The sequence below is a fragment of the uncultured Methanobrevibacter sp. genome (assembly GCF_947170395.1).
Lineage (GTDB): Archaea > Methanobacteriota > Methanobacteria > Methanobacteriales > Methanobacteriaceae > Methanocatella.
The window spans coordinates 1-26,095 of sequence record NZ_CAMVTE010000005.1 but is presented as its reverse complement, the minus strand read 5'-3'; the positions used below and the strand labels follow the sequence as shown (position 1 = coordinate 26,095).

Annotated in this window: 25 protein-coding genes; 11 read left to right on the top strand and 14 right to left on the bottom strand. The window is 36.7% G+C overall.

The window, feature by feature from the left end:
- Window positions 1-100 precede the first annotated feature (100 nt).
- On the top strand, window positions 101-811 hold the full coding sequence (locus tag Q0W04_RS02160; protein ID WP_298499776.1) for a DUF4013 domain-containing protein: 711 nt from the start codon (window positions 101-103) through the stop codon (window positions 809-811).
- Between the two features lie 105 nt (window positions 812-916).
- Window positions 917-1,717, top strand: a complete 801-nt coding sequence (locus Q0W04_RS02155) for an alpha/beta hydrolase (RefSeq protein WP_298499773.1) — start codon at window positions 917-919, stop codon at window positions 1,715-1,717.
- Window positions 1,718-1,723: 6 nt separating this feature from the next.
- On the opposite strand, the gene Q0W04_RS02150 is transcribed toward Q0W04_RS02155, so the two are convergent.
- The 5 genes from Q0W04_RS02150 to Q0W04_RS02130 all read right to left on the bottom strand — a co-directional run bounded on the left by Q0W04_RS02150 (window position 1,724) and on the right by Q0W04_RS02130 (window position 6,087).
- On the bottom strand, window positions 1,724-2,323 hold the full coding sequence (locus tag Q0W04_RS02150) for an Ig-like domain repeat protein (protein ID WP_298499770.1): 600 nt from the start codon (window positions 2,321-2,323) through the stop codon (window positions 1,724-1,726).
- A 165-nt stretch (window positions 2,324-2,488) separates the two neighbouring features.
- Window positions 2,489-3,532: an acyltransferase gene (locus Q0W04_RS02145; protein ID WP_298499768.1), complete on the bottom strand. Its 1,044-nt coding sequence runs from the start codon at window positions 3,530-3,532 to the stop codon at window positions 2,489-2,491.
- A 58-nt stretch (window positions 3,533-3,590) separates the two neighbouring features.
- A complete protein-coding gene (locus tag Q0W04_RS02140) occupies window positions 3,591-4,352 on the bottom strand; it encodes a DUF4013 domain-containing protein (protein WP_298499765.1) in 762 nt (253 codons plus the stop codon).
- 34 nt (window positions 4,353-4,386) lie between these two features.
- Window positions 4,387-5,118: a tRNA (adenine-N1)-methyltransferase gene (locus Q0W04_RS02135; RefSeq protein WP_298499762.1), complete on the bottom strand. Its 732-nt coding sequence runs from the start codon at window positions 5,116-5,118 to the stop codon at window positions 4,387-4,389.
- A gap of 9 nt (window positions 5,119-5,127) precedes the next feature.
- Window positions 5,128-6,087, bottom strand: a complete 960-nt coding sequence (locus tag Q0W04_RS02130) for a zinc metalloprotease HtpX (RefSeq protein ID WP_298499759.1) — start codon at window positions 6,085-6,087, stop codon at window positions 5,128-5,130.
- Window positions 6,088-6,224: 137 nt separating this feature from the next.
- Between Q0W04_RS02130 and Q0W04_RS02125 the strand changes: the two genes are divergently transcribed.
- A complete protein-coding gene (locus tag Q0W04_RS02125; protein WP_298499756.1) occupies window positions 6,225-7,172 on the top strand; it encodes a replication factor C small subunit in 948 nt (315 codons plus the stop codon).
- A 9-nt stretch (window positions 7,173-7,181) separates the two neighbouring features.
- The gene (locus Q0W04_RS02120; RefSeq protein ID WP_298499753.1) at window positions 7,182-8,726 is read left to right on the top strand and encodes a replication factor C large subunit; all 1,545 of its coding nucleotides are present in this window, start codon (window positions 7,182-7,184) and stop codon (window positions 8,724-8,726) included.
- Between the two features lie 16 nt (window positions 8,727-8,742).
- Here Q0W04_RS02120 and Q0W04_RS02115 read toward each other — a convergent pair whose 3' ends face one another.
- From Q0W04_RS02115 to rhuM, 3 genes are read right to left on the bottom strand one after another with little or no spacing between them, the layout of a single operon-like run.
- The gene (locus Q0W04_RS02115) at window positions 8,743-9,426 is read right to left on the bottom strand and encodes an ATPase (RefSeq protein WP_298499750.1); all 684 of its coding nucleotides are present in this window, start codon (window positions 9,424-9,426) and stop codon (window positions 8,743-8,745) included.
- Between the two features lies 1 nt (window position 9,427).
- Window positions 9,428-10,276: a shikimate dehydrogenase gene (locus tag Q0W04_RS02110; RefSeq protein WP_298499747.1), complete on the bottom strand. Its 849-nt coding sequence runs from the start codon at window positions 10,274-10,276 to the stop codon at window positions 9,428-9,430.
- Between the two features lie 21 nt (window positions 10,277-10,297).
- The gene (gene rhuM / locus Q0W04_RS02105; protein ID WP_298499744.1) at window positions 10,298-11,338 is read right to left on the bottom strand and encodes a RhuM family protein; all 1,041 of its coding nucleotides are present in this window, start codon (window positions 11,336-11,338) and stop codon (window positions 10,298-10,300) included.
- A gap of 236 nt (window positions 11,339-11,574) precedes the next feature.
- Here rhuM and hisS point away from each other — a divergent pair, with 236 nt between their 5' ends.
- The 4 genes from hisS to Q0W04_RS02085 are packed head-to-tail and all read left to right on the top strand — an operon-like array spanning window position 11,575 to window position 15,886.
- Window positions 11,575-12,870, top strand: a complete 1,296-nt coding sequence (gene hisS, locus Q0W04_RS02100; RefSeq protein ID WP_298499741.1) for a histidine--tRNA ligase — start codon at window positions 11,575-11,577, stop codon at window positions 12,868-12,870.
- A gap of 2 nt (window positions 12,871-12,872) precedes the next feature.
- Window positions 12,873-13,280 (top strand): phosphoribosyl-AMP cyclohydrolase, encoded by a 408-nt coding sequence (gene hisI / locus Q0W04_RS02095; RefSeq protein WP_298499738.1) that lies wholly within the window; start codon window positions 12,873-12,875, stop codon window positions 13,278-13,280.
- Between the two features lies 1 nt (window position 13,281).
- A complete protein-coding gene (locus tag Q0W04_RS02090) occupies window positions 13,282-15,126 on the top strand; it encodes a PINc/VapC family ATPase (protein WP_298499735.1) in 1,845 nt (614 codons plus the stop codon).
- A 4-nt stretch (window positions 15,127-15,130) separates the two neighbouring features.
- Window positions 15,131-15,886: a sugar phosphate isomerase/epimerase gene (locus Q0W04_RS02085; RefSeq protein ID WP_298499730.1), complete on the top strand. Its 756-nt coding sequence runs from the start codon at window positions 15,131-15,133 to the stop codon at window positions 15,884-15,886.
- A gap of 2 nt (window positions 15,887-15,888) precedes the next feature.
- On the opposite strand, the gene Q0W04_RS02080 is transcribed toward Q0W04_RS02085, so the two are convergent.
- Window positions 15,889-18,210 (bottom strand): DEAD/DEAH box helicase, encoded by a 2,322-nt coding sequence (locus Q0W04_RS02080; protein ID WP_298499726.1) that lies wholly within the window; start codon window positions 18,208-18,210, stop codon window positions 15,889-15,891.
- 230 nt (window positions 18,211-18,440) lie between these two features.
- Between Q0W04_RS02080 and Q0W04_RS02075 the strand changes: the two genes are divergently transcribed.
- A complete protein-coding gene (locus tag Q0W04_RS02075) occupies window positions 18,441-18,842 on the top strand; it encodes a pyridoxamine 5'-phosphate oxidase family protein (protein ID WP_298499724.1) in 402 nt (133 codons plus the stop codon).
- Window positions 18,843-18,855: 13 nt separating this feature from the next.
- Here Q0W04_RS02075 and Q0W04_RS02070 read toward each other — a convergent pair whose 3' ends face one another.
- Together Q0W04_RS02070 and Q0W04_RS02065 are read right to left on the bottom strand one after the other, a co-directional pair.
- Complete coding sequence (locus Q0W04_RS02070; RefSeq protein ID WP_298499720.1) at window positions 18,856-20,364, bottom strand: Mur ligase family protein; 1,509 nt, start codon at window positions 20,362-20,364, stop codon at window positions 18,856-18,858.
- Window positions 20,357-21,742, bottom strand: coding sequence for a Mur ligase family protein (locus Q0W04_RS02065; protein ID WP_298499717.1), 1,386 nt, complete (start codon window positions 21,740-21,742; stop codon window positions 20,357-20,359). Before Q0W04_RS02065 ends, Q0W04_RS02070 begins: the two co-directional genes overlap by 8 nt.
- Window positions 21,743-22,063: 321 nt before the next feature.
- Between Q0W04_RS02065 and Q0W04_RS02060 the strand changes: the two genes are divergently transcribed.
- On the top strand, window positions 22,064-22,411 hold the full coding sequence (locus Q0W04_RS02060) for a helix-turn-helix domain-containing protein (RefSeq protein ID WP_298499714.1): 348 nt from the start codon (window positions 22,064-22,066) through the stop codon (window positions 22,409-22,411).
- Window positions 22,401-23,090: an ImmA/IrrE family metallo-endopeptidase gene (locus Q0W04_RS02055; protein WP_298499711.1), complete on the top strand. Its 690-nt coding sequence runs from the start codon at window positions 22,401-22,403 to the stop codon at window positions 23,088-23,090. The genes Q0W04_RS02060 and Q0W04_RS02055 overlap by 11 nt, the downstream gene beginning before the upstream one ends.
- A gap of 100 nt (window positions 23,091-23,190) precedes the next feature.
- On the opposite strand, the gene Q0W04_RS02050 is transcribed toward Q0W04_RS02055, so the two are convergent.
- From Q0W04_RS02050 to Q0W04_RS02040, 3 genes are all read right to left on the bottom strand, one after another.
- Window positions 23,191-24,378: an aconitase X catalytic domain-containing protein gene (locus Q0W04_RS02050; protein WP_298499708.1), complete on the bottom strand. Its 1,188-nt coding sequence runs from the start codon at window positions 24,376-24,378 to the stop codon at window positions 23,191-23,193.
- Between the two features lies 1 nt (window position 24,379).
- Window positions 24,380-25,714, bottom strand: a complete 1,335-nt coding sequence (locus tag Q0W04_RS02045; protein WP_298499703.1) for a DHH family phosphoesterase — start codon at window positions 25,712-25,714, stop codon at window positions 24,380-24,382.
- The coding region (locus Q0W04_RS02040) for a 30S ribosomal protein S15 (RefSeq protein WP_298499700.1) at window positions 25,704-26,095 on the bottom strand (392 nt) is incomplete at its 5' end. The genes Q0W04_RS02045 and Q0W04_RS02040, both read right to left, overlap by 11 nt.

Genomic DNA, 26,095 nt, shown 5'->3' with positions numbered 1-26,095 from the left:
TTTATTTTTTTAGTAATATGATTACTCAATATTTTAAATAATATTATTTTCATACTAATATTATCTTAATTTAACGAACCAAATTTAAAAGGTGAACAAAATGGAATTAGGTGAAATATTCAGTGATGCTTTAATGTATCCTCTGCAAAATATTAAAGCATTGATAATATATGTAATTTTAGGAATTATTTTAGGAATTGCAACTGCCGGAACTGTTGGTGCTATTAGCGCAAGTGTTGCTTTAAACAATGTACTGGCAGCATTAGGATCAGGAATTATCGGAATCATAATCGCAGTTTTACTTGGATTTATGATTTATGGTTATGAATTGGACATTGTCAAATATGGAATCAACAGAGAAGATAGAGGTCCTGAAATTGACTTTATAAGACAATTTATAAATGGAGTTAAATTATTTGTTGTATACATCGTTTACTTCCTCATCCCAATTATCATTGGTGCAATTTTAGCAATTTTCTTCCAGCACTGGTTATCTGGCCTTATAACTGCCATATTAGTTATCATATTTGCTTTAGCAGCAATGATGGGCCAATGCAGATTAGCTAAAACCGAAGATTTAGGTTATGCTTTAAGTATCGGTGAAGCAATTGGCGACATTTCAAAAGTAGGACCAGTTAAACTCGTTTTATTCATTATACTTTCATTTATAATAATATTCCTGTTAGGTTTAGTTGTGTCAATCATCTCAAAATTGAATCCGACTATCGGCGGAATCTTAATGGGTATTTTAGGAGTTTACGCTACTTTCTTCATTGCAAGAGGAACAGGTTTATTATACTCTGGAGTATAAATAAACTTCCTTTTTTTCTTTTTTTAATTTTTTGATATCATGACGGCCCCATCACTTATCTCAAAAATTGCCAAGCTAATTTTAAAGTTTACAAAGCCCAAATATATGGATTCGAAAGAGGCTGTTGATGAATTCCTATCCGAAAGGTCACACAAACACCCCAAACCCCCTAAAAGCATTTTCAAAAGTTTTGACTTTAACGGAATGCAGGTTTTCACATATGGAAATAAAGAAAAATCTAAAAAAATAATACTCTATCTACATGGTGGAGCATATGTAAATGAAATTAACTACCAGCATCATTTATATTGCTTGAAGCTATCACGAAAATTAGATGCATTTGTACTTGCACCTGTTTACGGACTCGCTCCTTTGCATAAATGGGACGAAACTTTTGAGGCAGTCACAGGATTATATAATTACATACTTCAAACCAACAAAAACATCACATTGATGGGCGACTCGGCCGGAGGCGGATTCGTATTGTCATTTGCACAATACCTAAAAACAATCGGCCTATCTCAGCCAGACCATATTGTCGTATTTTCACCATGGGTGGACATTTCCATGGACAACACCCCCTATGACAGTGAAAACGATCCGATTCTGGGCGAAATAGGTTTAAAGCAAATCGGCAAGTCATGGGCAGGCAAGCTCGATACAAAAGACTATAGGGTAAGTCCAACCTTTGGAGACAGCACCGGACTTTCAAAAACTCTTATTTTTGCCGGAAACGACGAGATATTTTACAAAGATATTTTAAAATATGTGGAAAAACTTAAAAATAGTAATGTAGATGTAAAATTAATTACAGGAGAAGGGCAGTTTCACATATATCCGCTATTCCCCATTCCTGAGGCAAAAAAAGCATTTAGGCAAATAGAAAAGGAATTGTCAGAGAGTTAACTCCAACTATTCAAAATCCTTTGCATGTTCACTGCCACTTTGCCTTACTGAATCAACTGAAGATCCTTTGTTTGATCCGCTTACAACAACTCCTTCATCATTATAGTAGACGTTATAATTTGAATCATAGTGAACTGAATCACTGGATGATGAGCTGGATGATGAAGATTGAGTATTGTCACTTGAATAGCTGCTTTGGTATGTTGCAGTGTCTTCAGATGCTTCTTCCTCAATTGTTATTGTTGTACGGGCACTGGAAGATTTATATTTGTCGTTACCAGCATATTTTACAGTTATAGTGTGATTGCCGGCATCCTCATTGGACAATGTCAGATATCCTTTACCGTTAGCGTCCGTAACAATGGAATAATTTTCAGTTTTATTTCCGTCACCATATAAAATTGTTACCTGTTGGCCGGAAAGGGGATTGCCCTGATCATCTTTAAGTTCAAATTCGACATTATCGCCATTTTTAATAGTGTTATTGCTTAAAAAGGTTATTTCTGTAGCTTTTTCACCAGTGCCGAAATGTGAAAAGGCAAGACCTCCCCAAATGGCAATAATGACAACTATTAAAACAATTATTATAACTTGTTTGTAATTCATGATTGCACCCGAATAATTCTTTCGTCAATCATATTTTTAATTTCATTATAAATAATTTTTACAGTGTGAGGCAAATATTGCATTTTTAACAAATTGAAATATATTAAGATTTAATTAAAATACATCTGAAAAATACCCAAAATAAGAAAAAAGAGATAATGGAAATTATCTCATATATAAAATGTATTTTCCAAACCTTGGAATTCTATAAATAATTGCTGCAGCGGTAAAACTGAAGATTATCAATAAAATCCAAAGTATAATAGCTTTGACCGGTTCTGCAAATGGCAGGACAACAATAAATGGAAGCAAAGGCAATCTGAACAGGTTATGTATTAAAAATACTGCAAATGAATATTTGGACAATACCTTAACTCCGCTGTAGAATCTGACACTGCCTTTTCTTGAACACAGCTCAAACAGTGCAAATGACCCAAGTAAAATGAATGGGAATTCATACCACAGGAAGAAATCGTAGTTAATAACAAATGCATAATATTGGAATCCGACACAAATTAAAAATGAAATTATGGCAAGTATCCACAACTTATAGCTGTCAATATGCTTAAATTTGCCTTTTTTAACCAGATATCCTAAAATAATATATACTCCATAGATTCCGCCACTAAAGCCCAAACAGTATTGTAGGGTAACCCCGCTAATTCCATTCATGTCACAGACAAGTGTGACAAACGGCAGTAGGAACGCCAAAAGTGTAAATACAATGGTTGCCTGATAAACTGTATCTACTTCAAAGTGCTTTAGGGCACTTGCAACAAATGGCATGGAAAGATACATTCCAATAATCATCGGCATGTACCACATGTGAGAGAAGAACAGTGTTCCGGCTTCTGCAAAGTTTACCTGACCACTTCCCACAGTTACAAACTGCAAACTGATAACATAGATTATTGCCCAAATCACGGTAACAATAATCAGACCCTTACAATTCTTTTCCCAAAACCTTTGAGTTCTGCTGTCGTCATAAGACCTATCAAGTAACAGATAACCAGTAATCATTAAAAAGAACGGAACCCCTATACGGCCAATGAAAAGAGATGCGAAATTAAAAATCCTTGAATAGATTGTATAATTTGTTATTGCATCAGAAGAGATTATGTATATTCCATCGGTAGCGTGAATATACAAAACAGTCAAAATAGCTACTGCCCGAACAAGGTCAATCCATTCTATCCTAGTCTTACCCATAAATTTTCTCCAAACAAAATTTGATAAGACTATATTTGTTTTTGTATAATTAAATAGTTTAGTTCAAATTTGCCTTATTTCTGTTGTCAGTATACACTTTATACACCATTCCCATACCCCGATATTCAACAATGAATGATACGAATATTGAAATGGCACCTACAATAACATTCAAACCCAAAACCGGATCAAATAGCCTATTGATATAAGAAAAAGCAACGACTACCAGAATAATCTTCGTATATCCGATTGTATAGTTTTTCCATCCTATAATGTCGATGGCATGTTTGATTTTAGGGAAATTGAATGATTTTCTAAGCTGTCCCCCATCAGCCAGCCTCGCTAAAGACAGCTCCATGAAAAATGTTGCAACATAGGATATTACAAATCCGGAAACCATAAAAATAGTGAATGAAACCACATCATGAGTAAACATTAAAGTTAAGGTATTGTCAAAATCCAAAAATAACTCTTCAAGTTCAAAAATCGGAAAATTCAGATTCACAGCAACTATACTCAACAACGCAAACTGAATAAGAATATAAAAGAGATTAATTACCGCTCCTTTTAATCCCAAGACCACTACCTTTTTAGGCATTATCTTAGGCAGTCTGGTACCTCCATTAATTACATCCTCAATTATCTGCAGACCATATCCCATAATAAGGATAAAAAATATCCACATGCCTACACCATAAACAGGATAGAAAAAAATGTCCAATACATATTCCAAACTAAAAAATACTATAAATACAAAAAGAAAGAACGGTTTGTTTTCAAGACAATATTTGAGAGAACCTTTAACAACAGCCATCGGCATAAATTCATACCTCTAAAGATTTTCAAGTTTAAAATTATAATTTTCTTGCAAACAGCAAATAACCACTATGACCAACCATACGGGTCTTCGGTCTTACCCCTTGAGTTCTAATCTCCAGACCACGCTGTAGAATTTCACTTATGTCAATATCGTAAAATCCTACCTTTTTAGCGATTCTGTAAGACAGTTTTGCCTGGTCGATATAAGGTGCATATACCGCAAGCCATCCTCCGACATTAAGTGACTCCCAAACATCCTCAAATATTTCAAACGGCTTCGGTAAGTCCAAAAAGACCAAATCAATGTCATTTTCATCAATTCCATCCTTGACGTTTTTGTTTTTAACCGTGATGTTTTCAATTCCAAAGTTATCTATGTTTTTCTGAGCGATTTGTGCAAAATCCTCACGTATTTCATAGGTATAGACATGTCCTTCGGGACCTACGACATTTCCAAAGTTCAATGCTATTGCTCCTGCACCGGTTCCCGCATCGACAACACGGGCTCCTGCACCCAGACCGGTATGGGCCAAAACATAACCAATATCTTTCTTAAGAAGTATTGAACATCTCCTTTCCATCACGTCTATGAAATCGTTGATGTTGGGCTTAATGACTTTAAATGCGTGGCCAAGATGGCTTTCAATTTCATCGCCTACTTGCGCATCATCCAAATCCTGGGATGAAACAATCCCCAAATCACTTTCAAATTGTTCTCCAGCTTTCAAAACATACTTTTTACCACGTTCATCTAAAATCATTTTCATAAATTACACCTAATTTTCAAGTTCTGCCAATCTTTTAACTCTTTTTAAGGAATCCGGGTGAGTTGACAGCAATTCCATAAGCCCATTTTTTGTGGAAATTTTCACATCTGAATTGGCTAATCTTCTTAACTCCTCATCAGAGATTTTTCCATCACCGTCGAAGTCTATTTGCTGGAAATCAGTTACGTCATGTTTTGCATTGTTGATGTCATTTACAAAGAAAGCCCTGTTGGTATTAACCTCATCGATTGTTTCCTTGCTGCATCTTGCTGCCCCATAGGACAATTTATATAATGCAGACACCAGTGCTGCCGGACGATTTCCCAGCTCCACACTGGCCTCATCGGCATAGTATTCCCTTGTTCTTGAAATGAACAATACCAACACCTGTCCAAGAAGATAGAATAAATAACCCACAATTCCAATTATGAATGCGTTACCGTTCCTGCTGTCTCCTGAAAACATGAATGACAATGCAATGTAATAGCAAATCATTGGAATTACACTAACTGCTGCAGTTACTGCCATGTCATTATGTTTGATATGACCCATTTCATGGCCTAAAACAGCCCTTAACTCTTCATAGTCAAGCAATCCCAAAATCGGACGGGTAATTGCAATGTGTCCGCTTCTGGATGACCTTCCATATGCAAACGCATTCGGGATATTGATTTCTGACAATCCGATTTCAGGTTTTGGAACACCTGCTTCCTGAGCAAGTTCGGCCACCATTTTGTGAATATGAGGCGCTTCGGCTTCAGACAATGGCCTTACATTCATTGAACGTTTTACTATAGAAGGTCCAAACCAATACTGTAAAAATACAATTATTATGCTCACGGCTGCATACAACGTCCACCTTTGAATTCCTAAATACCAGCCTACAAGCAGGACAAGGAAATATACAATGGAAAACATTAGCATATAGGTAAGCATCATTCTTAATCTGAGTTTCCATGTACCTTTCATTTTAACACCTCAAGATATTACTCTTCAAATACTCTTTCAATTACATTATATATAATCCAACCCAATATAAAAACATTAACCAAAAGTTAATTATCAACCTAAAACATACAAAATTACAGTAACGAAATGGTGATTAAATGAGCGGACCATGGGTAGAAAAATATAGACCACAAAAATTAGAAGACATCGTAGGACAAAAACAAATCATTGCCAGACTTGAAAAATATGTAGGCGAAGAAAGCATGCCCAATTTAATGTTTACCGGCCCGGCAGGTGTTGGAAAAACCACAACAGCCCTGGCACTTGTAAAATCAATTCTCGGAGAATACTGGAGACAAAACTTTTTGGAGTTAAATGCGTCCGATGCAAGAGGAATCGATACAGTAAGGGACCGCATTAAAAACTTCTGCAGACTCAAACCGGTTGGCGCTCCGTTCAGGATAATCTTTTTGGATGAAGTAGACAACATGACCAAGGATGCACAGCACGCTTTAAGGCGTGAAATGGAAATGTATACAAAAACCGCCTCATTTATACTTTCATGTAACTACTCCTCAAAAATCATCGACCCTATCCAGTCAAGATGCGCAATATTCAGATTCGCTCCAATCAAAGGTGAAGAGATAAAGGAAAGATTACAGTTCATATGTGAAAGTGAAGGCTTTGAAGCAGACGACAAAGGCCTTGAAACAATAGTCTACTTTGCAGAAGGAGACATGCGTAAGGCAGTTAACGTACTTCAGGCTGCCGCTTCCGAAGGAGAAGCCATTACAGAAGAATCCGTTTATGAAGTGGTATCCAAAGCAAAACCGCAGGAAATTGGAAACATGATCAACAAGGCACTTATGGGTGACTTTTTAGGTGCAAGAACAATCCTAAGGGAAACCATGGTTTTGCAGGGAACAAGCGGAGAAGATATGGTTACCCAAATCTATCAGGAGGTTTCAAAAAGAGTTGTTGACGGCAAAATGGAACCTGACTTTTACATTGATTTGATTAATTCAATCGCAGAATGTGATTTTAGAATAAGGGAAGGAGCAAATCCAAGAATACAACTTGAAGCTTTACTAACCAAATTCATTTAAGGTATGGAAATGTTATGGACTGACAAATACCGACCGCAGACCTTGGATGAAGTAGTCGGTAACAATAAAGAGAAAAAAATAATCCAGGACTGGGTTGAAAGCTGGAAAAAAGGAAATCCCCAACAACCCCTACTTCTAGTTGGACCTCCGGGGATTGGAAAGACCACCCTTGCACTTGTCATTGCAAAGGAATTTTCAGAACACATTGAGCTAAATGCAAGTGACAAACGTTCCCAAGACGTTATTAAAAGTACAATCGGAGAGTCTTCAGCTTCAAGATCACTTTTCGGTGATGACTATAAGCTAATCATTATGGACGAGGTTGACGGTATTCATGGAACCAATGACCGTGGAGGAGTTAGAGCAATTGGAGAGATTATAAAAAACTCCAAACACCCAATGATTTTAATGGCAAATGATTTCTACTCAAAACGCCTGCAATCAATCAAACCAAAATGTACTGTCATCAAAATGCCTAAAATCAGAAGCCCGACTATCAGAAAGGCTTTAAAAGAGATAGCTCAAAAGGAAGAAATTAAAGCAAATCCAAAAGCGCTTGAATTAATTGCAAAAAAATCAAATGGAGACTTGCGTTCAGCAATCAATACCCTGCAGGCATTGGCAGACAAGGATGAAGTGCTGGAACCAAAAGCCGTTGAAGATTTAAGAATAAAAGATGACCGCTCAGATATTTTCAATGCAATAACAGGTGTTTTAAAAAGCAAAAATCCTCAGCATGTGAGGGAGGCATTGAGAGTCGATGAAGACCCAACCCTGGTAATGGAATACATTGCAGAAAACATTCCAAGGGAATACACCAAAAAGAATGAAATCAAAAAGGCATATGAAAACATTGCAAAAGCTGACTTATACTTTGGAAGAGCCCGAAGCAGCAGAAATTACGGTTACTGGAGATATGCAAGTGACTTTATGGGAATCGGAGTAAGTTCCTCCAAAAAGGAAACCTATAAAAAATTCACAAAAATCCAAACTCCAACAATATTTACATTAATGGGACGTAACAGAGGCAAAAGAAACCTAAGAGATGCAATTGCCGAAAAAATGTCTGAAAAAATGCACATTTCACATGCAATAGCCATTTCAATGTTTCCTTATCTTGAAATAATGTTTAAAAACGATGAGCTTGCCTGGGAAATTTCAGACTTTTTGGAACTTGAAGATACTGAAATAAAAAGGTTCAGATCCAAAAAGATTCCTAAAAAGGTAATTACCAAAATGGAAAAGCAGAAAGCTCAAATGAGGGTTGAGGAACGTGACAGGAGATTTGAAGAGCTTCAAAATCAGATGATGAATACCGTTGTTGAAGAAGTCCCTGATAAAGTTGAAGACGAGCTTCCATTTGAAATTCCCGGAATCGAAGCGCAAGATGAAAAACCTTCCAAAGACGTTGAAGAAGAACCTGTCAGAGAAGAAAAATCTGATGAAAAACCTTCCAAAGACATTATTGAAGAAGAACCTGTCAGAGAAGAAAAATCTGATGAAAAAAAAGATAAAAAGAAAACTGACAAACAAGTTTCATTATTTAGTTTTTGAAGTTGAAATGCAAATTTTAACATTTTAATTTTTCTTCAATGAATTCACTGGCATTCAAAACGTTTTCCTTATATTGGGGAGCAACATCCTCTAAAAATTCAGAAAATGAAATTGCTAGTGGATTATTATTCTTATTTTCCAAAGTCTCCCGACCATCCATTTGTAAAAATGAATTAATCCAATCCAGTGAAACATTTAAAAGAGGATAGATTTCATTGGTTTTATCTCTAAATTTTATACCTTCGCCTGCAAAAATTGTCGAGAAGATATTGTTTACCTCATCATCCAAAACAATGGGATTGACAACCAAGTCATATTCCCCCTCATAAACGAGTTCGACACCATATTTACGGGTATAAGGCTCCATTAGAAGTTCAACTATAAAATTATCCTTGGGCATCAATATTTTTGAGTTGGGCTTGGCCTCCAGAGCCAGGTGCTTTGACGATTTTGAGCATATCTTTTGAAACAGACTGCTTCTTACAACTTCAATTTCCGGATACTGCCTGTTGAATGTTTCCTGCCTTTTTCTTGAAAACTTTGAAAATCTTAAGTTGTTGATGTATATTTTTTCAGGAGTATATGAAATAAAGCGGGTATCTACCCCAATAATTTTCAGAAATTTCAAAACATCTTTTTTGGAGTCTGTAAATTCCTCTTTTTCATTAGCTAAACCTGAAATGTCAAAAATCAAATCCATATTATCTTCCCAAATATTCATTAAGCGCATTTTCCATCACACTTATTGGAGCATCCTGACCTGTCCAGATTCTAAAGCTTTCAGCTCCCTGGTAAAGCAGCATCTTAATTCCATAAATCGGCTTTGCTCCAGCCTTAATCGCTTCTTTAAGTAATACTGTTTCATTTGGATTGTAAACAGCGTCAAATACTACCAGATCATCATGCATATCCTCAGCTTTAGCAATCGGCTCATCGTCAATGTGAGGATGCATTCCCAAAGGTGTTGTATCAACCAGAATGTCGGCATCTTTCAGATAATTACCTATCTCAGAAATCGAATCTGCTTTAACGTCATCAATCAAATTGGAAGCAGAAACATCACCTGCCAAATTCTTCGCCTTTTCGACATTTCTGTTAAGAATAATCAATGAGTCGACACCGAACTTTGCAAGGTAAAATGATATTGCCCTTGAAGCTCCGCCGGCACCTGCAACAATAACGTTTTTATTTTTGACTTTGGTCACTTCCTCAATAGCCCTTATTGCACCGATTCCATCAGTATTGTATCCTTTCAAATCTTTAAAGTCAATAGTGTTTACGGCACCTATAAGTGCTGCAACCTCATCCAAACCATCCAAGTACTGCATCACTTCAATCTTGTGAGGGATGGTAACATTGAACCCTTTAATATTTAGCGCCTGCGCTCCTTCAATCGCCTGCGAAATATTTTTAGGTTCAACATCAAAAGCAACATAAGCATAATCCATTCCTAATTTTTTAAATGCGGCATTATGCATTGGCGGTGAAAAGCTATGTTCCACCGGATGACCAATCAAACCTACAATATTTGTACTGCCTTTAATATTCATATAATAATAATTGATTAAAAGTTATACTAAAAACTTTTTAGTTTCTTCATCAAATTCATTGTAGTCTGATTTGAACACTTTATCCTGTATTGGTCTGAATTTTTCATACTCCAATTCAACAAATTCATCAACTTCTTTTCTTGATATCTTCCCTTTTCCTTTTAATACTGCATATTCATAGAATTCTAAAAATTTATCAAGCCTTTCCGCCCAATCTTTCATGCTCATTGGAATTTGCCTTTCAGCCCTATCTTCAGCATAATCCAAATACATGCTTACAACACGATTAAGAGTTTTTAACTCTTTTTCAGTTAAGTAATTTTTAGCCACTTTAACATCCCTAAGCAATACTTTACCTTTGGGTGCTCTTGACCAAGTAGTCAACCCCATATGCTCTTTTTCACTGTCGGCTCTTTCATGTATAATTTCAGGTGCGGTAAGCCCAACAACTGCATAATGTAGTTTGTTTTGAACTTTAGCATAGAATTCTTTTGTTATTTGAGCATTTTTGTTGTAATCATATGCTGTTGTAAACAAATCAGTCACTTTTTCATACACTTTCCTTTCAGATGATCTGATTTCTCGAATTACATCGACCAATTCCTCGAAGTATTCATCAGTGAATTTTCCACCTTTCATTAAAAGTTCTTTATTGATGACAAAACCTTTTCGCATATATTGCTTTAGAATTTCTCTAGACCATTTACGAAAGTGTGTTGCTTTTTTTGAATTGATTCTGTAACCAATTGATATGATTGCGTCAAGATTATACCATATTTGAGGCCTACCTCCCTTTTTAGAGTTTTGTGCGGATTCCTTACTAAACTCTAAATCATCTTTAAATAGTTCATTAGAGCTTATACTCACTTCTTTTTCGTCAAGCTCCCCATCTTGAACAATATTTGAGAAATGTCTTGATATATTAGATTTATCAGTTCCAAAAATCTCAGCCACGACTTTTCTACTTGCCCATAGGGTCTCATCACCAATGATGAATTTTCCTTCAACAGCACCTTCTTCACTTTGATATAGCAATGTATCCACTAATTTATATTTCACCATAATAATCATTCCTTCTGTATTTGATTAGATAGTGCACTTGAAACCAATTAAAACTATTTTAACTGCAGAAATACACAAATGTGTAAAAGCACACTTCCAAAACTTATATAACAATTATATACCAAATTATTAACAAATTATCCGAGAGCATTTGAAAAGTAATGTTGAACAAAAGATTATATAACATCCAAAAAACATAGTTTAATTATAATAAATTTAATCATAGGAGAGCAAAAATGGAATTTACAAGACCTAGAGGTACTAGAGATTTCTTATTTGATGAAATGAGACAGAGAAAAAAAGTGGAAAGTACCTTAAGAAACATATTCGAAAATTACGGTTATCAGGAAATAAAAACCCCATTATTTGAAGAATTAAAATTATTTACAACAAAATCCGGAGAAGAAATTGTCAATCAATTATATAACTTCAAGGACAAGTCCGACAGGGAATTGACCTTAAGGCCTGAAATTACAGCTCCGGTGGCCAGATTATATTTAAATGAGCTTGAAAAAACTTCCACAAAACCTATTAAACTTTACTACTATGGAAGCTGTTTTAGATATGAAAGACCTCAAAAGGGAAGGTTCAGACAATTCTGGCAATTTGGTTGCGAACTGATTGGAGCTAATTCACCACAAGGTGAAGCGGAAGTCATTGCACTATGTACAGATGCAATAAATGCTTTGGGCATAACCACCGCCGATGTTAATCTTAATCACTTGGGAATCATCAGAGGCCTTTTCAAACACTTTGAAATCTCAACTGAAACCCAAAGAGAAATAATGGTTGTTATTGACAAGGGAGATAAGGATTTATTAATCGAATCATTGAGTGGGGACGAACCTGTTATTGATAATGACGAATTAAATCAAATTCTATTAAAGCTAATCGATATGGTTGGAGACAAATCTATTTTAAGTGATGTTGAAGAATTACTTGCCCCATATGATGAACCAAAACAAGCTTTAAAAGAGTTTAAACAATTAATTGAACTTTTGGAAGCGTTTGATGTGGCAAATTACACATTAAACTTAGGAGTTGCAAGAGGGCTCGATTACTACACAGGAATCGTATTTGAGATTTATGTTCCTGAACTTGGTGCTCAAAAACAAATCTGCGGCGGAGGATCATACAATCTGGTAAAACTCTTCGGAGGCCAGGAAGTTGAATCAACAGGTTTTGCACTTGGTTTTGACCGACTAATGAATGCAATAGAAGAACTAACAGAAACTGAAGAGTTGCCTTCACACCTGGACATTTATGTTGCTCCCATTTCAGAAAGTGTAAGGCCTAAAGCCTACGAAATCACACAGCTTCTCAGAAAGAATGACATTAAAGCGGATGTTGATTTGAACGGTAAAAAATTCAAAAAACTAATGAATTATGCCGATAAAATTAAAGTTTCAAAAATAGCCATAATTGGTGAAAACGACCTTAAAGAAGGTAAAATTACTATTAAAGATATGGTTAGCGGAAACCAGGAACTTGTTGACATTGACAATATTATCGATTATTTAAAAGAGGAATAAATATGGAAATTAACTTCAGACACGAAATCAATGGTGTGAAAGTTATAACCGCAATTGCACAGGATGCAGATACAAACCAGGTGCTGATGCTTGCAAATATGAACAAGGAAGCCCTTATCAAAACAATCAAAACTGGAAAGGCACACTACTGGAGTACTTCAAGGAATCAGTTATGGTTAAAAGGTGAATCATCAGGACACTATCAGGAAGTTCAGGAAATCCTTGTTGACTGTGATATGGATGCAATTGTTTTGAAAATCAAACAGGTTGGAGCTGCTTGCCACGAAGGTTACCTTTCATGCTTTTTTAGAAAAATCAACACAGAAAATGACATAGACATTGATGATTTAAAGGATGATGATTTGGAAATCATTTTAGAAAGACTTATAAACCCTGAAGATGTGTATTAAAATGAAATGCATTATACCAGACACAAGCGCAGTGATTATCGGTGCTGTAAGCGAATTGATAGAAAATGGGGATTTCGACTATCCGGAAATCATTGTACCTGAAGCTGTAGTTTGTGAACTTGAACATCAGGCAAATGCAAAAAGGTCAGAAGGCGCTAAAGGATTAGCTGAACTTCAAAAGCTGCAGCAAATGCAGGATGACGGTGAGCTGGCCATTACATTTAAAGGAAAAAGGCCAACCAACTATGACATCAGATATGCCAAAAGCGGAGAAATTGACAGCATCATAAGAGACCTTGCAAGGTCAGAGTTCGGAACACTTCTTACAAACGACAAGGTGCAGGCGGAAGTTGCAAAGGCTCAGGGAATTCCAGTCTATTATTTTGAACAGAAATATACCCATAAAGCTCTCTCAATTGAAAAGTTCTTTGATGAAAATACAATGTCAATTCATTTAAAAGAAAATGTAGTTCCGATGGCCAAGAAAGGAACACCAGGCCACATTGACTTCGTAAAACTTAGCGACAAGCCATATTCCTATTCAGAACTCAAAAGCATCATGGATGAAATACTTGAAAAGGCGCATACCGATTCAAAGACCTATCTGGAATCCGACAAGGAAGGATCCTTTGTTGTTCAGTCAAGAGAATACAGAATTTCTATAGCATACCCTCCCTTTGCGGAAGGCCTTGAAATTACTGTTGTTCGTCCTGTGGCAAAGATTGACCTGGATGAATATCACCTATCAGACAAGTTGCTAAACAGAATCAAAACAAGCGCTGAAGGTATTTTAATATCCGGATCTCCCGGAGCGGGTAAATCAACATTCGTTCAGGCCATCGCAAAATACTATTCTGAAGAACTCAACAAAATTGTGAAAACAATGGAATCTCCGAGAGATTTGCAGTTGGGTGATGAAATTACCCAGTATGCTCCATTGGAAGGCAGCATGGAAAATACGGCGGATGTGCTGTTGCTTGTAAGACCTGACTATACAATTTATGATGAATTAAGAAAAAATACTGATTTTAACATTTTTGCGGACATGAGACTTGCGGGTGTCGGAATGATTGGAGTCGTTCATGCAACCCGCCCTATAGATGCAATCCAAAGAATTGCTTCAAGAGTTGAGCTGGGAGTAATCCCTTCAATCGTGGATACAAGCATCTACATTGAAAACGGTCGTGTCACAAGTGTTTATGAGACAAAAATGACCGTCAAGGTTCCAAGCGGAATGAAGGAAGCTGATCTTGCAAGACCTGTGATTGAAGTAAGGGACTTTGAAACCGGAGAGCTTAAAAATGAAATCTACACATATGGTGAACAGACCATTGTCATGGATATGGATTTGGTCAACGGAACCAATTCAGACGGTCCGAATAAATCTTCCGTAGACATCATTGCGGAAAATGAGATTTTGCGTAAAATAAAAAGGATGCTTCCGAAAAAGGCAAAGGTTGAAGTTGAGGTAATCTCCCCTGAGAGGGCCAACATTTACATTCCCGACCAATACGTTCCAAAAATCATCGGCAAAAACGGCAAAAGGATTGCTGAAATTGAACGTGAAATCGGAATCAGCCTGGGAGTGGAGGTAATCGGTGACAAACCTGTTGATGAAACTCCTTTTGAATTTGACATCATCCATACAAGAAAACAGATGATTCTTGATTTGGGACGTGAAAACGGAAGACAGAACTTTGACATTTTAATTGAAGGAGAATATCTGCTTACAGCAACAACATCCAAGAAGGGTGAAATCAAAATAAGAAACGGCATTGAACTGTCCGATTTTATCCTTGAAGCTATTGAGATGGGCTTGAAAATTACAGCAGTCAGAAAACAGTGATAATATGAAAATTGGTGCATCAACCCTGGCGGGAATAGAATATACATTGGAAGAGACATTGGAATTCATTGAAGGTTTGGGACTTGAATATGCCGAACTGGTACATCAGTATCCATCAGAAAATATAGATGCGGACATTCTTGAAAGCTACAACCTTAAATACAGCATTCATACTCCTTTTATGGATGTCAATATTGCTTCCCTGCAGGAGAAAAGCAGATTGAACTCAATCCAGCAGATTAAGGATTCAATAGATTTGGCCAATGAAATAGATGGTGAAGCGGTTGTTGTCCATCCCGGACTGGCTTCATTTTTGGCTAAAAAATATTTCCTTGATAAAGTTTATGAAACTGCAAATGAATCAATCAGAGAGATTGGAGAATACGGCAGCGATTTGGGCGTTTTAACCACAGTTGAAAATATGCCTACATTCGATGCAATGATTTATCAGAATTTGCAAGATTTAAACGATTTGCTGGTTTCTCTTGACATGGCAATGACCCTTGATATCGGTCATGCAAACCATGCCCAATATCGCCCGGAGGCAATGTATTTTGATTCGATTAAACACATACATGCCCATGATAATTTTGGTGATGATGATGCACACCTCACATTAGGTGAAGGCTCAATTGAATTAAACACTATCATCAATAATTTAGAGAAAAATAATTATGATGGCATCTATATCATTGAAGTAAATGACTTTGATTCCATCAAAAAAAGTTATGAATATATGAAAAAAAATTTTAGGATTTAAAATTAAAGAAGTTTTCTTTCTTTAATTTCTTTTTTGAAATACAAATATTCGGATTCAACTACTTTTCTAATATTTTTAGCAGTTTTCTCACCAATACCATCAACTTCCTGAAGTTCACTTTCAGAAGCATTGATTACATTTGCGACTGTTCCGAAGTGCTGAAGCAGATTCTTTGCATTGACCGGTCCGATATTAGGCAGGGACTCTATAATGAACAACTGCTGCTCCCATAGGCTTACCGGTTTTTTATCCGTCCTGATTTGTATCGGAGTTTTTTCACCGGTCTGTTCACGAACAGCTATTCTTTTTATCATTGCGGCAGTATCTTCAGAGTTTCTTGTAGGAATTATGCTTATGCCAAAGTCTATTGCAATGGAGGCAATGGTTCCCCTGACCGCATTCGGATGAATCATGCCGTTGTAGATGTCATCCCCTTCAAGAATAAGCAGCGGGCGTTTGAATTCCTCGGACAATTCACGTGCCTGCTTGAACAGTCTCTTATCAATTATGGAATCAACAAAATCCTTGGCGGTTTTTCTCTCAATTACCACCTCATCGCTTACCTGATAATCACCAACAGCCATCGAATGAACCTTAACATCAATTTCCATTTCGGACAAATGCCTGATTACCTTAGAATTCCCCTCTCTTGAGTCGGCATAAACAACAGGTTTTGTCTTTTCCTCTTTAGGCCTTTCAATAACTTTGACCCTTTTTTCGTTTTCCATCCTCTCGACTGCAGAGGCATTTAGCTCTTCCAAAACAACAGGATCGATTAGCTGATTTTTCATCTGAGCTTCCTTATTGACGCTGGACCAGTAATATCCCTCATCTCTTGTGCCCATTGTAATCAGTACTTTAACACGTCCTGTCCTTTTACGGCCTGTTCTTCCACGCCTTTGAATCATACGAACTTCAGAAGGAACCGGTTCATACAAAACAACCAAATCAACAGCGGGAATATCTATACCTTCCTCCGCAACACTGGTTGACAACAGCACATCGTATTCTCCCATTCTGAATGCTTTGATGATGGCTTTCTGTTCCTTTTGAGTAAGGCCCTTTTCACCATCCTTTGAAGCCTGGCCGAAAAATTTGGCTGATTTGATGCCTTCCTTTTCCAGCTTTTGGTGAATCATCTCCAGAGTATCCCTATATTGGGTGAAAACGATTATTTTAGATGATTTTTCATCCTCATTTTCTGCAAATCTTGTGGATTGGAGTTTGGTTTGACCGTCACCTGTGCCCAATTCCTTTTTAAGGATTTTGGTTACTTCCCTTAATTTAGGATGTTCCCAGCCATGACGTTCGGCATCACGGGCCATCTTTACCGCACGACCAAAGTTATCATCCCACATCAAGGATTTTGAGGCCTTTGTCTTTTTCTTGCGAAGCCTTGAAATATATTTGTTGAATGTTGAAACACCCTGAGTTTCAATCAGCTCCTGGGAATGCTGAATGTTAATAACCGCACTCAATATGGAAATTGCCTGAAACAGATCCTTGTCGGGATTAACTGATCTTGCAATTTCACCCTGAACCCTTCCTCTTGCCTTTAGAATATCAACCTTACCAACCGAAACTGTCTTGATAATGCCCATATTTTTTAGAGCCTTCAATCTGACTTTCAGGGCTTTGTCAATGTAATTTTTTATTTTTTCAAGCTCTGAGCTCATCTTTACTCTAACCCAGTCGATTTCAACAGGATTGAAATAAGGTCTCACATCATGGTCATCTTCTGTCTTGACTACAATATTTTGAATGTAAAGATTCTCACACACTTCCTTTATTTTCGCCTTGTCGGAACCCGGTGAAGCTGTAAGGCCCAAAATCAAATTGTAATTGGATTCCTGAACATAACGGGAAGCAAGATATACGTAAGAATATGCGCCAACACCATGATGGCATTCGTCAAAGACAATCAGGGACACGCTGCTTAAATCATAACGGCCGTTTAGCAAATCGGATTCTACTGTTTGGGGAGTGGCACAGATGATTCTGGACTCTTCCCATCTTGTAACTCTGTCCTCTGTCTTTACGGCACCTGTTATTGAAGAACATGGAAGTGTCAGAAACTCCTTAAAGCTGGCCTCATGCTGAATAGCCAACGGTTTGGACGGAGCAAGAACAAGTATTTTTGAATTTTTAACCTTCTGCAACCTGTCTGCGGCAACCAGTATTGCAACAATGGTTTTTCCAAGTGCAGTAGGTGCAACAACCATCGTATTTCCTTTCTTCAATACATCCCCAGCCAAAACCTGCTGATATAATCTTGATTCTATTGAATCTTTCTTGATTAAAGGATGAGATATATAACTAGCCATGATTAAACCCTTATCCGATTAATTTACAATACCCATTTTATATTAACATATTAATTTTTAATGTTTATAAAAGGTTTAGTGAGAGCATTTGGCGAGTAATAAGTGCAAAAATAAACCGCCGTACGACCACCGCAGTTACCAAAAAGTTACAAGGTAACTCCAAAGTTACAAAAAAGCTTTATATACTTTAAAATAAACTATAACCAACAAACAATTAGGAGATATAAAAAATGAGCGATGTAATAAACTTTTTAAAAGAAAACCCATTAATATACCTGGCTACCAGCGGACTTGACGGAAATGCAAAAGTAAGACCAATCCTATTCTATTTTGAAGAGAATGGAAAACCATACTTCTGTACCGCAAACAACAAACCTATGTTTAAAGAATTGGACGCTAATCCAAACTGTGAAATCGTAACTGCAACACCAGAATTTGTATGGTTAAGAATTTCCGGTGCTGTTGAATTTACAAACAGCGTAGAGTTAAAGCAAAAAGTAATCGATTCAAACGAACTTGTAAAAGCATTATACGAAACCGGCGACAACCCTGTATTTGAAGTATTTACAATCAACGGAAAAGCTACAATTGCTGACTTTTCAGGCGAACCGCCAAAAACATGTGATATTTAGTAACTCTACTGAATTATAATTCAAAAACAAGATCCTTAAACTTGGTTGCGGCCTCACCGATTGCTATAACCATTTCGCAATCCAAGTTTAATGCCTTTTTAAGACCGTCCCTAACTTCTTCTCTTGAAGCTCCAAGAGTGCCTGTTTTTTCAAAATCATCGACATGGTTTAAAAAGATTCTGTCGTTTAATTTCGGATTGGATTTGAGCTTTTCGACAGCTATCTTTTGTGATGCGACTGATGCAGGCACGATAAATTTTGAGAATTTCAATACGCTGTTGAAAATATCCAAATCACCGATATAACCTGATTCTGATGAAACGGTAATTACGGTTGTAAAGTCACCGAACAATTTTTTAAATTCTTTTAAAACCGTTTCCACACCGGCAGGATTGTGAGCATAATCAACAAAAATATCCTTACCGTTTACCTCTCCCACTTCTTCCATTCTTCCGCTTACGCCTGTGAAACTGGCAATTGAAGGCAATATCTTATTATATGGAATATCCAGGAAATGGTGAGCTGCAATAATCACACCGGTTAGGTTGTAAACATTGTGAAGTCCGTCAACACCCATCTTGACTGTCAGTTTTTCTGTTGGAGTGTGCAAATCAAATGTTCTGTTTGGCAAATCAACGTTTGTTGCAATATAGTCAACCTGAGGGGTTGTAATTCCGCATTGACAGAAGTAATATCCGCAACCTGAGATGATTTCCTTGACTGCTATTTCACGTCCGCAGACACATTCCTTCATGCCGATTGAATCCGGAAGCTCATCAACTCCAAAGGTTATAATCTCGCCTTTAAAGTCAAGTTCCCTTAAAAGCCCCATTATTGTAGGGTCATGGCCGTTGACAATCAGCTGACCTATTTGCAGCTCTTTTATGAATTCCCCTTTTACATTGGCATAATCCATAAAGCTTCCAAGGTCATTCAAATGGTCGGGAGTGATATTTGTAATCAGACCGCCTGACATGGATGTGTGCTTTACAATACGTCCGACAGTACCGGGAACACCGAATGTTCCAACTTCCAGGATTCCCACATCACCATTTAATCTTGACTGCAATATTGGAATGAACTCTGCATTTCCCTGCATTCCCTCCAAATCATGTTCACATGGTTTGATTCCATTATCATAAGCAATCTTTTTAAGCAGTGTGGTGGTTGTGGTTTTTCCGTTTGTTCCGGTTATTCCGAATACCGGTTTTTCAGGTTTGATCATGTCAATAACATCACACAACTCCAAAATAGGCTTTTCGCAGTTTTTCAATAGTTCAGAATCTTTGGATAAGCTTGCAGGAGGAATGATATAGTCGGCCTTTTTGAAAAATGTTTCTGGAGTCTTTCCATAATAAACATCAATGTCATAACCTTCAAGGGCCTTTGCAAATCTGCAATCCTTTTTGAATGCCAGATCAGTTCCTATAACATTAAATCCCCTTTGTTTAAGGATTCTTGCGATTAAATTACCATTAGCTCCGCAAACACCGATTACCCCGAAGGTCTTATTTTTATTCATACTTTTTACTTCCTTTTTCCAATCCTTTCATAATCTTATCGACTGTTGTCAGCCTGTCATATGCTATAAGCGGTCCCATATGTAAAATGATATCTCCCGGCACGGAATATTTGAATGTAAGCTCAGCGGCCTTTTCTATGTTCTCAACGGCTACCTTTTCTATGTTTGGATTTGTAATGGCATCCAAAATCTCCCAGGCAGCCTCCATTTCCACTTCCTGAGTAACTTCATTAAATCCGCTGGCTATAACAACCTTAATATCATATTCACTTACAAGACGGCCAACTTCAGGCTTGTCCCTAACAGACAATGTATCAAAATGATCCAGGAACAAAACAACGCTTTCATCCTTAAAGTAATCAAGGGTTATTTTCATTCCATCATATAAAAATGCAGAATCAAGTATTACTTTTCTGCCGTTATAATCACCAACATCCTCCATGTGAGCAGGCATGCCTTTAAAAACTGTCAAAGCATCAATAATGTCTTCTTTATTGACACCATAAGTTAATGCTACAGCCGAAGCCGCAACGGAGTTTTCAAAGAAATAGCTCATCATATTGAAAGGTGTTGTAAATTCATCTTCACCATATTTTATGGTTAGTGACTTGTCTCCAGCGGTTCCCTTAAAGTCAACATCCTCATCCAAGGCGTAAAATATCACATCATCCCTTACCTTTTCAATGATGTCCCTGCAGGAGTTGTTTGCAATGAAAGTTTCGCTCATTGCCTGCAGAATCAGTTTACGCTGCTGGTATTTCTCCAAAGATCCGCCGAATTCGGATAAATGGTCTTCTGCAATATTGGTTAAAAGACCTATTTTAATATCAAGCCTATCTAAAAGGCCAATTGTACCATGAGGAAGTTCAAAAATAGCTATATCGCATTCTTTTGCCTTACCCTTAACGATTCCATCAATAATGGCTTCCGAAACCAGATTATTTACAAGAGATGAACATGACCACACGTTATATCCCGCCTGTTTGAACAGACTGGTTGTGATGAATGTAGTGGTGGTTTTTCCCATGGTTCCGGTGATTCCGATAATGTCTGCCGGAATCAGATTGTTGACCATTTTTGAGAATTCTTCATTGGTCAGAACTTTTAAATCAGAATCATTGATTAATTGTGCTATTGGAGCGGAATCAGGTAATGTAGGTGGCTTATAAACAGCTTCAAAACCATCAAGAGAAGGATTTTTATTTGCCAAATCCAGTTTGACTCCTTCCTTTTCCATTTCAATTAAACTTCTTTGAAATTCAATTTTAAACTCAGAAATGTCTTTTAAATCTGTTATAACAACACTATGGCCTAAATGATTTAGCAGTCTTGCAACAGGCCTACTAGCATTTCCGGCACCAACAACTAAATAATTCATAATTGTCTTCCTCACAATTTCATTAGTTTAATTTATTGATTTTATTTAATTTAAAGGTTAACAGTTTTAATTTAAGGTAAATATTTCCTTCGATATATAAACTATAATTTTACTTGAAAAATTAATTTAATACTATAAAATTATTTTAACTTAAAATAAACTAATCTTATTTATTTATAAAGTAAATTTAACTTAATTAATTAATAAAATTTAAATATAATAAAAATAAAGTAATTTTATAATTAGTTAAATTACAAATGACATATAATTTCAAAAAAATATATATTAAAAATATGTCAGAATACTTAACAGGTCGAACAAATGGATGATGAATTTCAGAAATCTATCGCAAAAAAGTTAAAAGAATTAAGAAAAGAGAACAATTATACCCAAACACAAGTAGCTGATTATTTAAAAATTGACCAGGGTCACCTATCAAATATTGAAAATGGAAAACGCACAGCCACAATTGACATTATTGAAAAATTGTCTGATTTATATAACTGTTCCCTAGACTACATTTTAGATGAAACATCAAATTACGAACCTTCAAAAATCGCTTTTAGAGGAGATAAGAAAAATAAAGATCTGATATTAATAGCAAAAATGAATGAAGTGATGAAAAATTTAGAATTTTTAAGAAAATTAGATGATATTTATGAACAGTAAAGATTTATCGCAAATATTAAGAAAACAATGGGGAATAGACCCTTATAGCCCAATCAACATATTAAATGAATCATTAGAACATCTTAAAAATTTAACTATTCTTTGGATGCCCCTTAAAAAAGAAATTAAGGGATGCTGTTCAAAAAACAAAACTGATTTTTTAATAATATTAAACTCAACACAAGATTTGGGAAATCAGAATTTCACATTAGCTCATGAACTATATCATTTGCTATTTGAAAAATCCGATGAATGGATAATATGCAGTGATGATGAGAATACAGAAAGTGAAAAAAATGCAAATATATTTGCTTCACATTTATTGCTTCCTGAAGCTTCACTTTATGCATATGGTGAAAAAAACAATATCAAAAAATGGAAGATTGAAAATATGATTTCATGTGAACAGTATTTTCAAATTAGCCATGAGGTATTAAGTTATAGATTGAAAAATAGTGATTTAAAACTGGATTCCATTAATCATGATGATTTAGTTAAAAAATCTAAAATTCAAGGATATGATGGGCAATTATACTCACCATCTTTAAAAAAATATTATTCACTTGGAAATTACATTAAATTAACTGAAAAAGCATTTAAAAATGATAAATTTTCAATTGGCAAACGAAATGAATTATTGAAATCTGTTTTCAGGTCAGATATAATAGATGAATTTTAGGAGAAAAATATGAACACCACATTCAACGATAGTGATTGTTTATCATCTTTTTTAAAAATAGATAAGGCGGAATTTGAATTAAAAAAATATTATAGAAACCTTATTCAAACTGAATAAGATTTTCTACATCGTTATAAACAACATCAAGTCCACACATTGATGGAACATAATTTGCTGCCTTTGCTGAATTTACACCGATTACTTCAAAGCCCATCTCCTCAATAGGAGCTACAACCATACAGGTGTCACATACGACATTTCCGCCTGCAGATTCAATGATTTCTGTGTAGCCCATCCTATCAGCAGTCGCTTTAACACTAACAGATGTGCAAATCCATAATTTATTTTTAATTGTCTTTCCCTGAACGATACTGGCTACCTGTTTAATTTCTTCAAGTGATGCATGAGGACAACCTAAACAGATCAGGTCAGGCTCCCTATCAGAGGTGGTTAGTTTTTGACGAGTTTCAGCAATTTCCTTTTCGGAAATAAACATTATATCTTCAACATCCTCTTCACCGGCCAAATCATATTCGGGAGTTACATTTTCCATATGATAAAGTGCAACGGATCCTGAAGAAGCAAGAGCTGCTCCAAGAGTCTTTAAATCATTGTTGTTTGGAGTGTTCTGCAGTTTGAAATAAGGAACACCTCCTCCAACGACCTTACCGATAATGTATCCCAAAGCTCCAAAATCAGCCCCTTTTAATTCGCAGCTGACATTGACAACCAGATTTGCCTTTCTGTTTTGCTGCAGGTGGAACCCATATAAAGGAGTTTTGCCGACAATAGCTGCTGCAAGAGCTGCCGGACCGCCTTCACGATTGGTTCTTGCACCTATAACAGAGTTAACATAACAGACAGCAGATGATTCAGACCAGGAAACATGATCCCTGAATCTAGGAACATTACCTACAAGATAAGGAGTGCATGTACAGGTTTTTGCAATTCCAAGCTTTGCATATGCATCAACGATTTCATTCTGCTTGATTGCAAACTCACGAGGAAAGCCCAATGCCTCCCAATTATCCAAATCAGTGCCAGGCGGATTTAAAGACGCATTGATGGTAGCTTTAGCAGACCCATCCAATGCCAGATCTTCAAGATATTCCAAACCCGCATCACCAATGGTTTTATAAGAAACTCCAGATACCTGAGCGGAAGTAATGTCAACCAATTTGGAAGCGCCATAGATATCTCCCAAAGCAACCAGGATATCCATACTCTTCCTGATAGTTTCTCCGTACTCCCCGTCACACATTTCCTGTTCTTTTTTTGTTAAAAACATATTAATCATTACTTAATTGATATTCAACCATTTCATCCACTATATGAAGGAAATTGTCCTTACTTTCAAATGGAATCATTGCGCCGGCCGCAATGTCATGTCCTCCGCCGGTTCCACCAAAATTGTTTGATGAATCCTGCAATGCCTTACCGAGATTAACGCCCTTTGCAACCATGTCCCTAGTTGTCCTGCCGGATATCTTAATGTCATTGTGAAGTCTTGAAAGACCTAAAACTGGTTTTGAATCATCCAAAAGTTCAACTGAAAGACCGATACTTGCAATGGTACCCATCACTGATTTCAACACCTTATCTTCACTGTAGAGATATTGAATTGAGTTGAGTTGTTCGGCTCCTTCCTTTTTAATCCATTCAAGGCCCCTTACAATTTGGTCACGATATTGACGTTGCAATTTTAAGGCTGCATCCAATGCCTGGTCCTTTTCGCCCAAAGCGATGCTTAAACCCAAACCCTGCTTTTTATTCTTGCCGCATGCATCGAGAATGTATGAGTACTCCTCAAGGTCACGAAGCATTGGGGCTTCACTAGCTACAGTGTAGCAATCACCGAATATTTCAGGATTGATGTTTGCCAGAGCTTCCTTAAGCAAATCCTTTTCCTCATCTTCCATATCAGTGAACTTTATTCCGTAAGACAGGTTCATGCGTTCCAGAAATTCACGGGCTCCATCAAAATCACCACTTATTCCAGGAAGTGGCGGTGAAAAAGTATATGCAAGAGATTTAAAAATCGGTTCTGTAGTTTTGGAAACAATCTTTAAACCTTCATGAATTTCCAGCTTGCCGCTTTCAAGTGCATCATCAAGAATCAACTTATTGACACCGGTAAAGCCTGATTGGCCCTGCATATCACCGAACGCACCGACCAAAGCATAATAGGCCAGGTGCTTTTTGTCCAAATCACGGATGGTGAGATAAGCTGAACCCGCTCCGCACAAATCCTTGCTTCCATCAATATCAAAAAGATGCGGATTGATGTGGACTACATTGCTTTCCGCTTCCACATCTGCGACCTGATGGTGGTCTGCAACTATGACATCATGCTTGTAGGTGTTGAATTCCTTAATGAATGGACTTCCCATGTCTGAGAAAATGAACAAATCATATTTTTCACTTCGAAGGCTATTGACATCCTCCTCTTTCAGACGTGGGATAATTGTAGTATGGAATTGAGCCTTTTCCTCAGCCAAAGCATTAGCTATAACAGCTGCCGCAGAAATTCCATCTGCATCGTTATGAGAAATAATTCTTATAACAGCATCATTTTCAATATGCTCCTTAAGCATATTGCAAGCTTCGCCAGCTCTATTTAACAAGGAGTGCTGCTTCTTTTGGATTATATCTCCAACCTTCTGGTAATTTACCTTCACTTACATAGTAAGAAGCTAATCTTCTGATTCTTGATTCGATAATGGTTAAACCTCTTTTTGAGTGTAAGTCTTTAGGGTTTTCTTCTAAGTGATCTCTGATGTTTACTGCTCTTCTGATTAAGTTCATTAAGTCTTCCGGATAGTCTCCAGCCTGACCGTTTCTTCTTAAGATTTCGGTAATTCTTTCACCGGTAACGTCTTTAACGGATGGAATTCCGTATTGGTCTCTTAATACGATACCTATTTCGGAAGTGCTTTTACCTTCTCTGTTGAATTTTAAAATCATCTCTTCAATTTCTTCATCACTATAAGTTACCCATTCTGGTC

Coding starts and splice junctions, on each gene's coding strand:
- Q0W04_RS02090 (WP_298499735.1), top strand. CDS start 13,282: ATGAAATGCATTATACCAGACACAAGCGCAGTGATTATCGGTGCTGTA.
- Q0W04_RS02150 (WP_298499770.1), bottom strand. CDS start 2,323: ATGAATTACAAACAAGTTATAATAATTGTTTTAATAGTTGTCATTATT.
- Q0W04_RS02070 (WP_298499720.1), bottom strand. CDS start 20,364: ATGAATAAAAATAAGACCTTCGGGGTAATCGGTGTTTGCGGAGCTAAT.
- hisS (WP_298499741.1), top strand. CDS start 11,575: ATGGAATTTACAAGACCTAGAGGTACTAGAGATTTCTTATTTGATGAA.
- Q0W04_RS02135 (WP_298499762.1), bottom strand. CDS start 5,118: ATGAAAATGATTTTAGATGAACGTGGTAAAAAGTATGTTTTGAAAGCT.
- Q0W04_RS02130 (WP_298499759.1), bottom strand. CDS start 6,087: ATGAAAGGTACATGGAAACTCAGATTAAGAATGATGCTTACCTATATG.
- rhuM (WP_298499744.1), bottom strand. CDS start 11,338: ATGGTGAAATATAAATTAGTGGATACATTGCTATATCAAAGTGAAGAA.
- Q0W04_RS02160 (WP_298499776.1), top strand. CDS start 101: ATGGAATTAGGTGAAATATTCAGTGATGCTTTAATGTATCCTCTGCAA.
- Q0W04_RS02060 (WP_298499714.1), top strand. CDS start 22,064: ATGGATGATGAATTTCAGAAATCTATCGCAAAAAAGTTAAAAGAATTA.
- Q0W04_RS02125 (WP_298499756.1), top strand. CDS start 6,225: ATGAGCGGACCATGGGTAGAAAAATATAGACCACAAAAATTAGAAGAC.
- Q0W04_RS02055 (WP_298499711.1), top strand. CDS start 22,401: ATGAACAGTAAAGATTTATCGCAAATATTAAGAAAACAATGGGGAATA.
- Q0W04_RS02140 (WP_298499765.1), bottom strand. CDS start 4,352: ATGCCGATGGCTGTTGTTAAAGGTTCTCTCAAATATTGTCTTGAAAAC.
- Q0W04_RS02120 (WP_298499753.1), top strand. CDS start 7,182: ATGTTATGGACTGACAAATACCGACCGCAGACCTTGGATGAAGTAGTC.
- Q0W04_RS02080 (WP_298499726.1), bottom strand. CDS start 18,210: ATGGCTAGTTATATATCTCATCCTTTAATCAAGAAAGATTCAATAGAA.
- Q0W04_RS02050 (WP_298499708.1), bottom strand. CDS start 24,378: ATGTTTTTAACAAAAAAAGAACAGGAAATGTGTGACGGGGAGTACGGA.
- Q0W04_RS02085 (WP_298499730.1), top strand. CDS start 15,131: ATGAAAATTGGTGCATCAACCCTGGCGGGAATAGAATATACATTGGAA.
- Q0W04_RS02110 (WP_298499747.1), bottom strand. CDS start 10,276: ATGAATATTAAAGGCAGTACAAATATTGTAGGTTTGATTGGTCATCCG.
- Q0W04_RS02065 (WP_298499717.1), bottom strand. CDS start 21,742: ATGAATTATTTAGTTGTTGGTGCCGGAAATGCTAGTAGGCCTGTTGCA.
- Q0W04_RS02145 (WP_298499768.1), bottom strand. CDS start 3,532: ATGGGTAAGACTAGGATAGAATGGATTGACCTTGTTCGGGCAGTAGCT.
- Q0W04_RS02155 (WP_298499773.1), top strand. CDS start 917: ATGGATTCGAAAGAGGCTGTTGATGAATTCCTATCCGAAAGGTCACAC.
- hisI (WP_298499738.1), top strand. CDS start 12,873: ATGGAAATTAACTTCAGACACGAAATCAATGGTGTGAAAGTTATAACC.
- Q0W04_RS02115 (WP_298499750.1), bottom strand. CDS start 9,426: ATGGATTTGATTTTTGACATTTCAGGTTTAGCTAATGAAAAAGAGGAA.
- Q0W04_RS02075 (WP_298499724.1), top strand. CDS start 18,441: ATGAGCGATGTAATAAACTTTTTAAAAGAAAACCCATTAATATACCTG.